Source organism: Microbacterium pasadenense (genome assembly GCF_047246565.1).
Taxonomy (GTDB): Bacteria; Actinomycetota; Actinomycetes; order Actinomycetales; family Microbacteriaceae; genus Microbacterium.
Map to the genome: position 1 here is coordinate 194,051 of NZ_JBFOKN010000003.1, position 12,622 is coordinate 206,672.

The 12,622-nt window shown below is 71.9% G+C and carries 13 protein-coding genes; 3 read left to right on the forward strand and 10 right to left on the reverse strand.

The annotated features are described in order from the left end of the window. Window positions 1-6: 6 nt before the first annotated feature. Window positions 7-1,329, reverse strand: a complete 1,323-nt coding sequence (locus AB3M83_RS11455; protein WP_412948189.1) for a bifunctional o-acetylhomoserine/o-acetylserine sulfhydrylase — start codon at window positions 1,327-1,329, stop codon at window positions 7-9. Between the two features lie 157 nt (window positions 1,330-1,486). On the opposite strand from AB3M83_RS11455, the gene AB3M83_RS11460 reads away from it, so the two are divergent. Then, complete coding sequence (locus AB3M83_RS11460; protein WP_412948191.1) at window positions 1,487-2,272, forward strand: SDR family oxidoreductase; 786 nt, start codon at window positions 1,487-1,489, stop codon at window positions 2,270-2,272. Between the two features lie 12 nt (window positions 2,273-2,284). On the opposite strand, the gene AB3M83_RS11465 is transcribed toward AB3M83_RS11460, so the two are convergent. After that, on the reverse strand, window positions 2,285-3,739 hold the full coding sequence (locus tag AB3M83_RS11465; protein WP_412948193.1) for an MFS transporter: 1,455 nt from the start codon (window positions 3,737-3,739) through the stop codon (window positions 2,285-2,287). Window positions 3,740-3,793: 54 nt separating this feature from the next. Here AB3M83_RS11465 and AB3M83_RS11470 point away from each other — a divergent pair, with 54 nt between their 5' ends. Next, window positions 3,794-4,486 carry a uracil-DNA glycosylase gene (locus AB3M83_RS11470; protein WP_412948195.1) on the forward strand — a complete coding sequence of 231 codons (693 nt, stop codon included), beginning with the start codon at window positions 3,794-3,796 and terminating at the stop codon, window positions 4,484-4,486. Window positions 4,487-4,503: 17 nt separating this feature from the next. Next, window positions 4,504-5,127 (forward strand): GNAT family N-acetyltransferase, encoded by a 624-nt coding sequence (locus AB3M83_RS11475; RefSeq protein ID WP_412948197.1) that lies wholly within the window; start codon window positions 4,504-4,506, stop codon window positions 5,125-5,127. Window positions 5,128-5,139: 12 nt separating this feature from the next. Here the strand turns inward: AB3M83_RS11475 and AB3M83_RS11480 are convergent, their stop codons facing one another. The 8 genes from AB3M83_RS11480 to AB3M83_RS11515 form a co-directional block, all read right to left on the reverse strand. Next, a complete protein-coding gene (locus tag AB3M83_RS11480; RefSeq protein ID WP_412948199.1) occupies window positions 5,140-5,514 on the reverse strand; it encodes a protealysin inhibitor emfourin in 375 nt (124 codons plus the stop codon). Further along, window positions 5,498-6,556 (reverse strand): M4 family metallopeptidase, encoded by a 1,059-nt coding sequence (locus tag AB3M83_RS11485; RefSeq protein ID WP_412948201.1) that lies wholly within the window; start codon window positions 6,554-6,556, stop codon window positions 5,498-5,500. The genes AB3M83_RS11480 and AB3M83_RS11485 overlap by 17 nt, the downstream gene beginning before the upstream one ends. A 38-nt stretch (window positions 6,557-6,594) precedes the next feature. Continuing rightward, window positions 6,595-7,389, reverse strand: coding sequence for an ABC transporter ATP-binding protein (locus AB3M83_RS11490; protein ID WP_412948202.1), 795 nt, complete (start codon window positions 7,387-7,389; stop codon window positions 6,595-6,597). Continuing rightward, the gene (locus AB3M83_RS11495; protein WP_412948203.1) at window positions 7,386-8,177 is read right to left on the reverse strand and encodes an ATP-binding cassette domain-containing protein; all 792 of its coding nucleotides are present in this window, start codon (window positions 8,175-8,177) and stop codon (window positions 7,386-7,388) included. Before AB3M83_RS11495 ends, AB3M83_RS11490 begins: the two co-directional genes overlap by 4 nt. After that, on the reverse strand, window positions 8,174-9,058 hold the full coding sequence (locus tag AB3M83_RS11500) for an ABC transporter permease (RefSeq protein ID WP_412948204.1): 885 nt from the start codon (window positions 9,056-9,058) through the stop codon (window positions 8,174-8,176). Before AB3M83_RS11500 ends, AB3M83_RS11495 begins: the two co-directional genes overlap by 4 nt. Next, the gene (locus AB3M83_RS11505; RefSeq protein ID WP_412948205.1) at window positions 9,058-10,008 is read right to left on the reverse strand and encodes an ABC transporter permease; all 951 of its coding nucleotides are present in this window, start codon (window positions 10,006-10,008) and stop codon (window positions 9,058-9,060) included. The genes AB3M83_RS11500 and AB3M83_RS11505 overlap by 1 nt, the downstream gene beginning before the upstream one ends. Further along, window positions 10,005-11,513: an ABC transporter substrate-binding protein gene (locus tag AB3M83_RS11510; protein WP_412948207.1), complete on the reverse strand. Its 1,509-nt coding sequence runs from the start codon at window positions 11,511-11,513 to the stop codon at window positions 10,005-10,007. Before AB3M83_RS11510 ends, AB3M83_RS11505 begins: the two co-directional genes overlap by 4 nt. 81 nt (window positions 11,514-11,594) lie before the next feature. Then, window positions 11,595-12,587, reverse strand: coding sequence for an alpha/beta hydrolase (locus tag AB3M83_RS11515; protein ID WP_412948209.1), 993 nt, complete (start codon window positions 12,585-12,587; stop codon window positions 11,595-11,597). Between the last annotated feature and the right edge of the window lie 35 nt (window positions 12,588-12,622).

Sequence of the window (12,622 nt, forward strand, 5' to 3'; positions counted from 1 at the left end):
GGGGTGTCAGGCCCGCGCCGCCTCCGCGAAGCGGCGGGCGGCAGCCAGCGCCTGGTCGAGGTCGGCCTTGAGGTCGTCGATGTTCTCGAGGCCCACCGACAGCCGCACCAGGCCCGGGGTGACACCGCTCGTGAGCTGCTGCTCCGGCGTCAGCTGCGAGTGCGTGGTCGAGGCCGGGTGGATGACGAGGGAGCGGACGTCGCCGATGTTGGCGAGGTGGCTGAACAGGCTCAGCGAGTTGACGAACTCGCGGCCCGTCTCGACACCGCCCTTGAGCTCGAACGACAGCACCGCGCCGACGCCCTTCGGGGCGTAGCGGTTGGCCGCGGCGTACCAGGGCGAGGTGGGCAGGCCCGAGTAGTTGACGGAGGCGACATCCGGGTGGTTCTCGAGCCACTCCGCGATCTCCTGCGCATTCTGCACGTGTCGTTCGATGCGCAGCGACAGCGTCTCGATGCCCTGGATCAGATTCCACGCGCTCTGCGGCGAGATGGCCGAGCCGAGGTCGCGGAGCAGCTGCACGCGCGCCTTGATGATGTACGCGAGGCTGTCGCCCACGGCATCCGTGTAGACGGCGCCGTGGTACGACGGGTCGGGCGTCGTCAGGCCCGGGAAGCGCTCGGAGTTCTCGGTCCACGCGAACGTGCCGCCGTCGACGATGGCGCCGCCGATGGTGGTGCCGTGGCCGCCGAGGAACTTCGTGACCGAGTGGACGACGATGTCGGCGCCGTGCTCGAAGGGGCGGATGAGGTACGGCGTCGCGATCGTGTTGTCGACGATGAGGGGCACGCCGGCGTCGTGCGCGACGTCGGCGACGGTGCGGATGTCGAGGACGTTGATCTGCGGGTTGCCGATCGTCTCGGCGAAGAAGAGCTTCGTGTTCGGCCGGACGGCGCGGCGCCATTCCTCGGCGTCGTCCTGGTCCTCGACGAACGTCGTCTCGATGCCGAGCTTGGCGAGCGTGTACTTGAACAGGTTGTACGTGCCGCCGTAGATGGAGCTGGACGACACGATGTGATCGCCCGCCTGCGCGATGTTGAGGATCGCGAACGTCGACGCCGCCTGACCGCTCGCGAGCACGAGCGCGCCGGTGCCGCCCTCGAGCGAGGCCAGCCGCTGCTCGAGCACGTCCTGCGTCGGGTTCTGGATGCGCGTGTAGATGTTGCCGAACTCGGCCAGGGCGAACAGGTTCGCGGCATGGTCGGCATTGTCGAACACGTACGACGTGGTCTGGTAGATCGGCGTGGCCCGAGCCTTCGTGACCGGGTCCGGAGCGGCGCCGGAGTGGATCTGCTTGGTCTCGAAGCGCCAGTTCTCGGGTGCGGACATGACGATCTCCCTCATGGAAAGTCGGGTGGGCAGCGACGGATGCCGTGGCCGACATCGACGCTATCGAGGTGCGCACAGGCAGGACAATGCCGCCGGACTCGGGACGTAACCTTCGGGGTGCGCAGCGTCAGCCACCGGAGTCGATAGCGTGGACGGCATGGGAAACAGGCGTGCAGTCGTGACCGGGGCGAGTTCGGGGATCGGGGAGGCCGCCGTCCGTGCACTGCGCGCCACCGGCTGGGACGTCGTGGGGGTCGCACGGCGCGCGGCGCGCCTCGAGGCCCTCGACGCGGAGGTCGGTTCGGTCTCGTTCGCCGCGGACCTCACGAGCGAGACGGACGTCGAGGCCCTCGCCGCACACCTGTCCGACACTGGACCCGTCCACGCTCTCGTGCACGTCGCCGGTGGCGCCCGGGGCGCCGACCGGGTCGAGGACGGCGACCCCGCCGACTGGCGCTGGATGTTCGAGGCGAATGTGCTGTCGGCGCAGCTGATCACGGCTGCGCTGCTGCCCCTGCTGCGCGCGGCTGCCCACGACGACGGTCACGCGGACACGCTGTTCGTCACCTCCACCGCCGCGCAGACCGCGTACCCCGGCGGGGCCGGGTACAACGCCGCCAAGGCGGGCGAGTCGATGATCGCCCGCGCGCTGCGGCTCGAGCTGAACGGCGAGCCGATCCGGGTCGCCGAGATCGCCCCCGGAATGGTGCAGACCGAGGAGTTCACCCTCAACCGCCTCGCCGGCGACCGCGCCGCGGCCGAGAAGGTCTACGACGGCGTCCGCAACCCGCTGACGGCATCCGATGTCGCCGACGTCATCGCCTACGCCCTGAACGCTCCCGGCCACGTCAACCTGGACCTGGTGACGATGCGCCCCGTCGCGCAGTCCGCGCAGCACCTGCTCGCCCGCGGCACTCTTCACCCGCGGCACGTGGAGGACTGACCGCCCCGCGGCTCAGGCGGGCGGGGCGTCGGCGAAGGCGACCTTCGGGACGATCAGCAGCAGCAGGGCGGCGAGGAATCCGCCCGCCGCGCAGATCGACCACACCGTGAGGTAGCCGCCCAGGGAGCTCGCGGTCTGGCCCACCGCGGCGCCCGCGCCGACGGCGAGCACGACGCCGAACACGCCGGACGAGAAGGCCCCGCCGATCGTCTTGGTGGTGTTGGTCAGACCCGACGCCTCGCCGGTCTGGCCGAGCGGGGCGGCGGCGGCAGCGGCGGCGGGCATCGCGCCGACGAGCGCGCCGCAGCCGAGGCCGGCGATGGAGAGGTTCACCAGCACCTGCCACAGCTCGACGTGGAACGGCAGGAAAAGGGCGTAGCCGATGCCGACGAGGACCGCGGCGCCGATCAGCATCAGCCGGGGACTGATGCGCCGGGAGGTGGCCGCGAACAGGCTCGCGCCGACGATGAGCGAGACGAGGTACAGCCCGATGACGTACGAGCGCTCGGCGGAGTCGAGGCCCAGGCCGTAGCCCAGGCTCGGGTCGGTTCCGGCGTAGGTCGAGAGGGGCCCCTGCGCCCCGAGCAGACTGATCCCGATGAGGAAGGCCGTCGCCTGGACCGGCCACATCTCCGGCCGGGCCAGGACCCGCATGTCGATGATCGGATTGGACTGGCGCAGCTCGAAGCGGACGAACCAGACGAGGACCAGGACGCCGAGAAGGAGCAGGCCGGCGACGCCCCACCAGGAGGCGGCGCCCAGCTCGAGGGCGCCGATCAGCCGCATCCACGCCAGGGCCCCGGTCACCAGCAGCAGTCCCCAGGCGAGGATCACGGTGCCCCACGTGTCGAGGGTGCGGACACCCGACGGCGTGGACTCCGGCACGAACCGCCAGATCACGACGGCGACGAGCGACACCGCGACCGCCGGGACGGTGAGGGTGAGGGCGAGATCACCGGTCGCCGCGAAGATGCGCCCGGCGGCGAGAGCGCCGACGATGGCTCCCGCCTCGAGCCCGACGACCAGCAGGCCCGCCGCCCGGCGGGTGAGCGAGACGCCGCGGTTCTGCTCGCGCCCGCGCTCGAAGATGAGCGCGATCTCCAGCGGCAGCCAGACGACGTAGAAGCCCTGCAGCGCCCAGAACAGCAGGAAGGTCCAGAAGGAGTCGGCGAAGACCAGCCCCCACGAGGCGAGGGCGGTGAGGACCGCCGCCAGCAGCAGGATCCTCTTGTGGCCGAACATGTCGCCGAGCTTGGCGAGGATGGGGACCACGATCGCCGACAGCAGCAGCTGGCCTGCTTCGAACCAGTTCACGTCGGCGTCGGTGATGTCGAGCGCGATCACGATGTCGCTGAACAGCGGGATGTAGTACCCCTGCAGGATGCCGCTCACGATCTCGACGACGATGAACCAGCCGATGAGGCTGGCGGTGATGCCGAGGGCGCTTCGGCGCAGAGTGCTGGTCACGAGCGCGAGCCTATCGGCGCGCGCGTCCTAGTCTGGGACGGCACGGACGAGAGGATGCGCGTGGACCTGGACGAGCTCGCGGTCGCGGGACTGATCGACCCGGAATGGGCGGCCGCCCTCGGCCCGGTGGCGGGCGACATCGCCGCGCTGGGGGAGCGGCTGCGCGGCGAGGTCGCATCCGGTCGCGGCTACCTGCCGGCGGGCGACGCGGTGCTGCGGGCCTTCGCGCGCCCGCTGTCGGCGGTCCGCGTCCTGATCGTCGGCCAGGACCCGTATCCCACCCCCGGGCATCCCATCGGCCTGTCGTTCGCCGTCGAGCGTCACGTCCGTCCGCTGCCTCGGAGCCTCGCCAACATCTACACCGAGCTGACCGAGGACCTCGGCCTGCCGCGGGCCGAGCACGGCGACCTGTCGGCGTGGAGCGATCAGGGCGTCATGCTGCTGAACCGCGTCCTCACGGTCGCGCCCGGTCGGCCCGCATCGCACCGCGGCTGGGGCTGGGAGACCGTGACCGAGCACGCCATCCGCGTCCTCGTCGCCCGGGATGCGCCGCTCGTGGGGATCCTGTGGGGGAAGGATGCCGCGAACCTCCAGCCCCTCCTCGGCGCCACGCCCGTCGTCGTCTCGCCGCATCCGTCGCCGCTGTCGGCGCGCCGCGGATTCTTCGGGTCGCGCCCCTTCTCGCGCGCGAACGACCTGCTGCGAGAGCAGGGCGCCGATCCCGTCGACTGGCGGGTGTCCGTCTGAGTCGTATGCTGGGCGGCATGCTGGAAGACGAGTACGAGCGCGACCGCCGTCGTCTTCCCCGGCACCTCCGTCGCCGTCCGGCCCTTCCGGCGGCGTTCTCGTTCGAGCTGCGTCCCGCGACCCGCGCCGACATGGCCGATGTCCGCGAGATCTACAACCACTACGTCACGAACTCGGTCGTCACGTTCGACGAGAAGCGCTGGACGCACCGGCAGTGGATCGAGAAGTACGACCACCTCACCAAGCTGGGTCTTCCGTTCCTCGTCGCCGTCTCCCCGTCCGGGCATGTGCTCGGCTACGGTCTCGTCTCACCCTGGACCGGCAAGAGCGGGTTCCGGTACACCGTCGAGAACAGCATCTATCTGGGGCAGGCGGCAACCGGCAAAGGCCTGGGCCGGGCGCTGCTCGAAGCGCTCATCGCGGAGTGCGAGGACCGCGGCATCCGCGAGATGGTCGCCGTCATCAGCGACAAGGGGGCCGAGGCCTCGATCGCGCTGCACGAGAAGCTGGGCTTCGTCGAGGTCGGCCGGATGGGCAAGGTCGGCTTCAAGTTCGGCCGGTCGCTCGGCACGGTCTACCTGCAGAAGCACCTGACGCCCAAGAAGAAGCCCTCGCTGCTGTCGAAGGTGCTCAGCCGCTGAGGACGGCCGCCGTCAGGGGACGTCGGCCGAGCACGGCTCGCCGCGGTCGCGGACGGCGTCGATGAGCTCACGCCACGGGCCCGCGACATCGGCCTCGGCGAGGAGCGCCCGGTGTTCTTCGGGCCGATCCGGGGCCGCCTCGGGCCGATCCGAGGTCTGCCGCCCGGCGGCGCCGCGAGCGGCGGTCACCTCCCAGGCGAAGCGGTCCGCGCCCGTCTCCGCTCCCGGCGCACGGGATGCCGGCTCGTGCCACGGGCAGGCCTCGACGAGGGCGATCCAGCCCGCCGTGTCGGCGCCGTCCGCCAGCACGCGCCACGCGCGGCGGAGCCCTGCGAAGCCGCCGCTGCGGACGACCAGGATCGTGACGGGTTCAGCTGAATGCGACATCTCCGGTCACCCCGACGCTCGACCACGCGGTGCGGACGGCGCCGGCCTCCTCCGATTCCTCACCGTACTCCTGGATGGCGGTCTCGGCGGTGGCCGCCGCGAACTCGGCGAAGGTGGCGGTCGGCGACAGCGTGCCGCTGGTCAGCGCCCGGTACCAGATGAGGCCCGCGCGCTCCCAGGCGTGCCCGCCGAGAGCCGTGGCCACGAGGTGGAAGGCCTTGTTCGGGATGCCGGAGTTGATGTGTACGCCGCCGTTGTCGCCGGAGGTCTCGACGTAGTCGCGCATGTGGGCGGGCTGCGGGTCGCGGCCGAGGACGTCGTCGTCGTAGGCCGTGCCGGGAGCCGCGAGGGAGCGCAGCGCGACGCCGGAGACCGCCTCGGTGAAGATCCCGGCGCCGATCAGCCACGTCGCGGCGTCCGCCGTCTGATTCCGGCTGTGCTGCTCGGCGAGGGCGCCGAACACGTCGGCGATCGACTCGTTGAGCGCGCCGGACTGTCCCGAGTAGTCGAGGGATCCCGACGTCTCGATGACGCCGTGCGAGAGCTCGTGGCCGATGACGCTCAGCGACCGCGTGAACCCGGTGAACACCTCGCCGTCGCCGTCGCCGAAGACCATCCGCTGGCCGTCCCAGAAGGCGTTGTCGTAGTCGCGTCCGTAGTGGACGGTCGCCCGCAGCGTGCCGCCCCGCCCGTCCAGCGACACCCGGTCGAACGCGTCCCAGAAGAACGCGAACACGTCGCCCAGGCCGTCGTACGCCTCGTCGACGGCCGCGTCGCCCGTCGCCGCGTCGCCCTCGCGCCGCGCGTCTCGACCGGGCAGCTCCTCGCGCTGCTCGGCGTCCGACACGAGACGGTCCGGATCGGGCCGGGCGGAGACGACCAGGGAATCGCCCTCGACGGAGAGGTCCATGTGGCCCGGGAGCGGCGCGTACGCCCGGGGGACGGCGAGCGTCGATCGCGCGGCGGCGACGGCCTTCGGGAACCGTTCGGCCGGCGCGGCCGCGAGTCGGGCGAGCAGGTACGGCGGAACGATGGTGTGCATGCGGCCACGGTAGTCCGCGCGGCCGACATCCGTCCCGGTCAGCGTCGCGGATCGATGACGGGGATCGAGGCGAGCAGGCGCCGGGTGTAGGCGACCTGCGGCTGCAGCAGCACCTTCTCGGTGGGGCCCTCCTCGACGATCCGGCCGTCCTTCATCACGACGACCTGGTCGCACAGGTTCTGCACGACGCCGATGTCGTGCGAGACCATCACGAGCGTGAGGCCGGTGCGGGCGCGGAGATCGCGGATGAGTTCGAGCACCTGTGCGCGCACGGTGACGTCGAGGGCCGACAGCGGCTCGTCGCCGATCAGCAGCCGCGGGCGGTGCACGATGGCGCGGGCCAGGGCGATCCGCTGACGCTGGCCGCCCGAGAACTCGTGCGGGAAGCGGCCGGCGGCGTCCTCGGGCAGGCCCACCTCGGCCAGCACCTGGCGGACGCGGGCACGGCGGTCGCCGTCGACGCCGAGCGCCCACAGCGGCTCGCCCACGATGCGGCCCACGCTCATCCGCGGGTCGAGCGACGCGTACGGATCCTGGAACACGATCCCGGTCTGCCGCCGGAGCCAGTGCAGTGAGGCGGCGGAGGCCGCCGCGTCGACCGTGCGGCCGTCGAACTCGACGGTTCCCGCGCTCGGCCGGTCGAGGCCGAGCAGGAGGCGCACGAGCGTCGACTTGCCCGAGCCGGACTCCCCGATGATCCCGAGAGCGGATCCCTCGGCGACGTCGACGTCGACGTCCTCGAGGGCCGTCGTGATCCGGGGCGGCGAGAACAGGCCGGTGCGGGGGAGACGATGGCGCCGGGTGAGGCCGCGAGCGCGGAGAAGGTCGGTCATGCGGTCCCTCCCGGCTTCCAGACCGTCGCCGTCGCATCGCGCAGCAGTCCCTGCGTCACCGGCGACGACGGCGCGGTGAGCAGGTCGGTGAGGGCGCCGGACTCCACGACGCGGCCGCGGTCGAGGACCACGGCATCCGTCGCGATCTGCGACAGCACGGCGAGGTCGTGCGTGATGAACAGCAGCGACATGCCGTCCTCGGCGACGAGGGTGTGGAGCAGGTCGAGGATCTCCGCCTGGATCGTGACGTCGAGCGCGGTCGTGGGCTCGTCCGCGATCAGCAGACGCGGGCGGCAGGCGAGGGCCATCGCGATGGCGACGCGCTGGCGCTGACCGCCCGACAGCTGGTGCGGGTAGCGTCGCACGATCTGCTCCGGGTCGGGCAGCCGGACGCGCCGGGCCTCCTCGACCGCCCGGGCCGCGGCCTCCCGCCGGCCGACTCCGCGCTCATGGATGAGGATCGACTCGGCGATCTGCCGGCCGACCGTCCGGATCGGGTTGAGAGCCGTCTGCGGCTCCTGGAACACCATGCCGATCTCGTCGCCGCGGACCGTCGCGAGGTCCTTGTCGCGGAGGCCGCGCAGCTCACGGCCGTCCCACTGGACGCTGCCGGAGACCTCGGCGTCCTCCGGCAGGAGACCCAGCAGCGCGAGTGAGGTCAGCGACTTGCCCGAGCCGGATTCGCCGATCAGGCCCAGCCGCGTGCCGTCGGCCACGTCGAACGAGACGCCGTCGACGACGCGGCGGCCGCCGATGCCGATCGCGAGGTCCCGGACGGAGAGGCTCATGCGACCACCGCCGGCGGGGGGTCGGTCACGGCGGTGCGCGATGTCCGGCGCGCGAGCGTCGGATCGGTGGCGTCGCGCAGCCCGTCGCCGAGGAGGTTGAACCCCAGCACGGTGAGGGTGATCGCGAGGCCCGGCCAGATCACCGAGCCGGGATGCACGCTGATGAACCGCTGCAGGTCGGACAGGAGCAGCCCCCAGGACGGCTCCGTGACCGGCGCGCCGAAGCCGAGGTACGACAGGCCGGCCTCGGCGAGGACGGCGACCGCCATGCCCCAGGAGAGCTGCACGATGAAGACCGGGGCGACGTTGGGGAGCAGGTGGCGCCACAGGTTCTGCCAGGGTGTCAGCCCGCTCGCCCGCCCGGCCAGCACGAAGTCGCTGTGCAGCACGCGGCGGAGCTCGGGCCGGGTCACTCGCGCGATGTTGACGCCGAAGCCGATGCCGACGGACACGATCACCACGAGCAGCGAGCCGCCCCAGACCGCCGAGATCATCATCGCGATGAGGAGGACGGGGAAGGCGATGAGGATGTCGACGAGGACGGCGACGGTCTCGCGCACCGGACGCGGCGTGAGCGCGCCGAGCGCCGCCAGCGCGAGCCCGCCGAGGGTGGCGATGGCTCCGGCGCCGACCGCGACGAGGACCGTCGTGCGGGCTCCCGCCATGATCAGGCTCAGGATGTCGCGGCCGGAGCCGTCGGTGCCCAGCAGGTGCTCGCCGGTCGGGTCGGACCACCGGTTCGCGATGTCGACGCGGAGCGGGTCGAGCGGCGTCCAGAACAGCGACACGACGGCGGTGAGGACGATGACGGCGACGACGATGACGCCGAAACGTCCCGTCCCCGACGCCCACAGCCGCCCTGCCCATTCGAACCTGCGCATCATCCCGCCTCCCGCTGCCGGGGGTCGATGGCGCGGTGCAGCAGGTCGACGAGGAAGCCGACGACGAGCACGAAGCCGGTCAGGACGAGCAGTTCGCCCTGCACCTTCACGAGGTCCCGGTTGCCGGTGTCGTCCACGAGCATGCGGCCGATGCCGGGCAGGCTGAACAGCTGCTCGATGACGACCGCTCCGACGATGATCCCCGCCACCTGCAGACCCAGCACGGTGATGACCGAGAGCCCGACGCTCGGGATGCCGTGCCGCAGGAGCGCCTGGGTGCGGGTGAGCCCCTTGGCGGCCGCGGTGCGGACGAAGTCCTGGCCGACGGCCTGCAGCGTCGCCGAGCGGACGAACCGCAGCAGGACGGCGCCCTCGACGACCCCGATCGTCAGGGCGGGCAGGATCAGGGCGCGCAGGGCCATCCCGGGATCCGCCCATCCGCTGCGCGGGAACCCCTGCGCCGGGAGCCACCCCAGCCAGACCGCGAACACCACGACGAGCATCATCCCCGCCCAGACGACGGGAACGGCGGCGAGAGCCTGGGCGCCGACGGAGAGCATCGTGCCGTCGACGCGGCGCCGGCGGACGGCGGACAGGACGCCGAACGGCGCGGCGACGAGCAGGGCGATCACGAGGGACAGGATGCCGAGCGGGATGGTGACCTGCGCCTTCTCGGCGAGCTCGGCGGCGACGGGCGTGCCGGTCAGCTGGGAGGTGCCGAGGTCGCCGGTCAGGACGCCGGAGATCCACTCGCCGTACTGGAGCGGGAGGGGCCGGTCGAGCCCGAGCCGGTCGCGGATCGCCGCGACCTGCTCCGGGCTCGAGTTCACGCCCGCGATCAGCTGCGCGACATCTCCGGGCAGGATGCGGAGCGTCGCGAAGATGAGCGCGCTGGCGACGAACAGGCCCAGCAGGAGCAGGGCCAGTCGCGTCAGCGCGTAGCGGATCACTCTCCGCTCTTGGCCAGCTCAGCGAGGTTCATGCGCTCGTTGACGTTCGTCGACGGCATCTCGGTCACGGCGGTGGACACCGCGACCACGGAGGCGCCGTTGTACAGCCAGTCGGCAGCGTGGTCCTCGGACACCAGACGCGCCGCCTCGGCGAGGAGGGCGGCGGCCTCGGCCTCGTCCGTCGCGGCCACGGACTCGGCGTACAGCCGCTGCACGTCGGGGTTGTCGTAGGTGAAGTAGTAGTCGGGGTTCGCCCAGTTCTCGATGTCGCGCGCCTCGGTGTGGAGCACGAAGCTCAGCTCGTAGTCCTTGTTCACATAGACGTCGTTGAGCCAGGCGGGGAACTCGACCGGGTTGACCTGGAGCGTCACGCCGACGTCGCGGAGGTTGGACACGAGGATCTGCGAGACGGTGGTGCCGTACGCGGACGGGATGGTCAGCGTGAGCTCGAGGTCCTCCACGCCGGCGTCGGCGAGAAGGGCGGTCGCGGCACCCGGATCATACGGAGCGACCTCGGAGAGATCCTCGTACCCCGGGTCCAGCGAGGGGATCGGGCCGTACTGGGTCGTGCCGGCGCCGAGCGCTGCGACGATCGACTCCTTGTCGATCGCCTGGCGCAGCGCCTGACGCACGCGGACATCGGCGAGGGGGCCCTCGGTCGCGTTGAACGCGAGGGTGCCCTTGTCGGTGGACTCGCCGACCTCGAGGGCGAAATCGCCGTTCGCCTCGATCTGGTCCGCCAGGTTCGCGTCGAACCCGGTGAGCACGTCCAGCTCTCCCGCGAGCGCGCCGCTGAGCGCGGCCTGGTTGTCTCCGATGTAGGCGAAGACGACTTCGGCGACCTGCGCCGGGTCGCCCCAGTACTGCTCGCTGCGCTCGAGGGTGATGCTGTCGCCCTGCTTCCAGGAGCCGAGGGCGAACGGACCGGTGCCGTTGGCATCCGTCTGCCGGTCGACGTCGTCGCCCTTCTTCAGCACGAGGCCGGCCCGGCCGGTCAGGTTCCACAGCAGGGTCGAGTCCGGCTCATCGAGGGTCAGCGTGATGGTCTGGCCTTCGGCGGCGATGTCCGAAACCTTGGCGAGGCGGGCCGAGTCGCGGTACGACTCGTTCGACTTGACCTGGCTCAGCGACCACACGACATCCTCGGGGGTGAGCTCCTGGCCGTCGTGGAAGGTGATCCCCTCGCGCAGCGTGAAGCTGTAGGTCAGCCCGTCGGGGGAGACGTCGTAGTCGCTCGCGAGCGACGGCACGATCTCCTGGTCGGGAGTGCGCGAGACGAGACCCTGGTAGACGTTGTCGATCAGGATCTGGTCGAGCGCGGCGCCTGCCGTCTCGCGGATGTCGAGGTTGCCCGGCTCGAGGACCAGCCGGATGGCGACGGATGCGGCGGGGTCGGGATCCCCCGCCGGTGCCGACGGGCCGGGGGAGCCGTTCGTGCAGCCGGTGAGGAGGAGGGCGCCGGCGGCGAGGAATGCCGTGGCGGCCAAGGCGGTGCGGCGGAACATGAAGGTGGGGGGTCCTTTCGCGAGGAGGAGGCGTCGCGGTGGCGGTGCCCCGTCGCGGGTGCTCGGGTTGCGCGTTACAGCCTAGAGTCCCGCGCGCGTGTCTCGGTCACCGGCACTGCGAACGGTCGAGGCCACGCCGGCGATGAGCCGGCCGAGTTCTCCCGGTCGCTCCTCGTGCACGTTGTGCCCGCTGTCGACATCGACGATGCGGGCGGTCGGCACCCGATCGGCGTACGCGTCGCGGTCGTCGTCGGTGACGAAGCCGCGGATGCCGCGCACGAGCGTGATCGGTGCGCCGACGGCGGCGAGGTCCTGCCACCCGTCGGCGGAGCGGACCACCGCGGCCGCCTCGTTCTGCGCGTCGAGGGCGGCGGCGGTGCCGGGGTCCGCGGCGAGCCGGTTGGCGAGGTGCGCGTAGTGGTGCTTCCACTCGACGCGGCCGTCGGGACGGACGCGGGAGTTCAGGAAGACGCCCCGGGCAGCGGCGTCCCGGTCGCCGCCCAGCCCGAACGACAGCGCACGCTCGACGAGCTCGTCACGGGAGGCCCAGTCCGTCGGGCCGGCGAAGAACGCGCGGATCTGCGACGCGCCGCCGTTCGGGTCGATCCCGGGCGAGATGTCGACGACGACCAGCGCGGCGACCAGCTCGGGCCGTGTCGCGGCGACGGCCGCTGCCGTCAGCCCGCCGAGGGAGTGGCCGACGAGCACCTGCGGCCGGTCGGTCCACGCCTCGACGGCCGGGGCGACATCGGCTGCCAGCGTCCGGCCGGAATAGGCGGCGTCGGTCCGCCAGGACGAATCCCCGTGACCGGGCAGGTCCAGGAGGAGGGCGGGCAGGCCGAGGGCCAGGACCGTCGTGTCCCAGGTGTGCGCGTTGAGACCCGCGCCGTGCAGGAAGGTGACGACCGGTGGCTCGAACCCGGTGGCACCCGGCGCGCCGTACTGCAGCGCGCTGACCACGCGTCCGTCGTCGAGGGGCATCGTGAGGCGGCGGACCGGCGGCGCGGCCACGCCCGCGGACGCGGCCTGCGCGGGGAGGAAGGAGAACTCGTCGAAGACGGCGTCGTCGGTCACCGTCCCATTCTCCCCGATCGCGCGGGACTGACCGC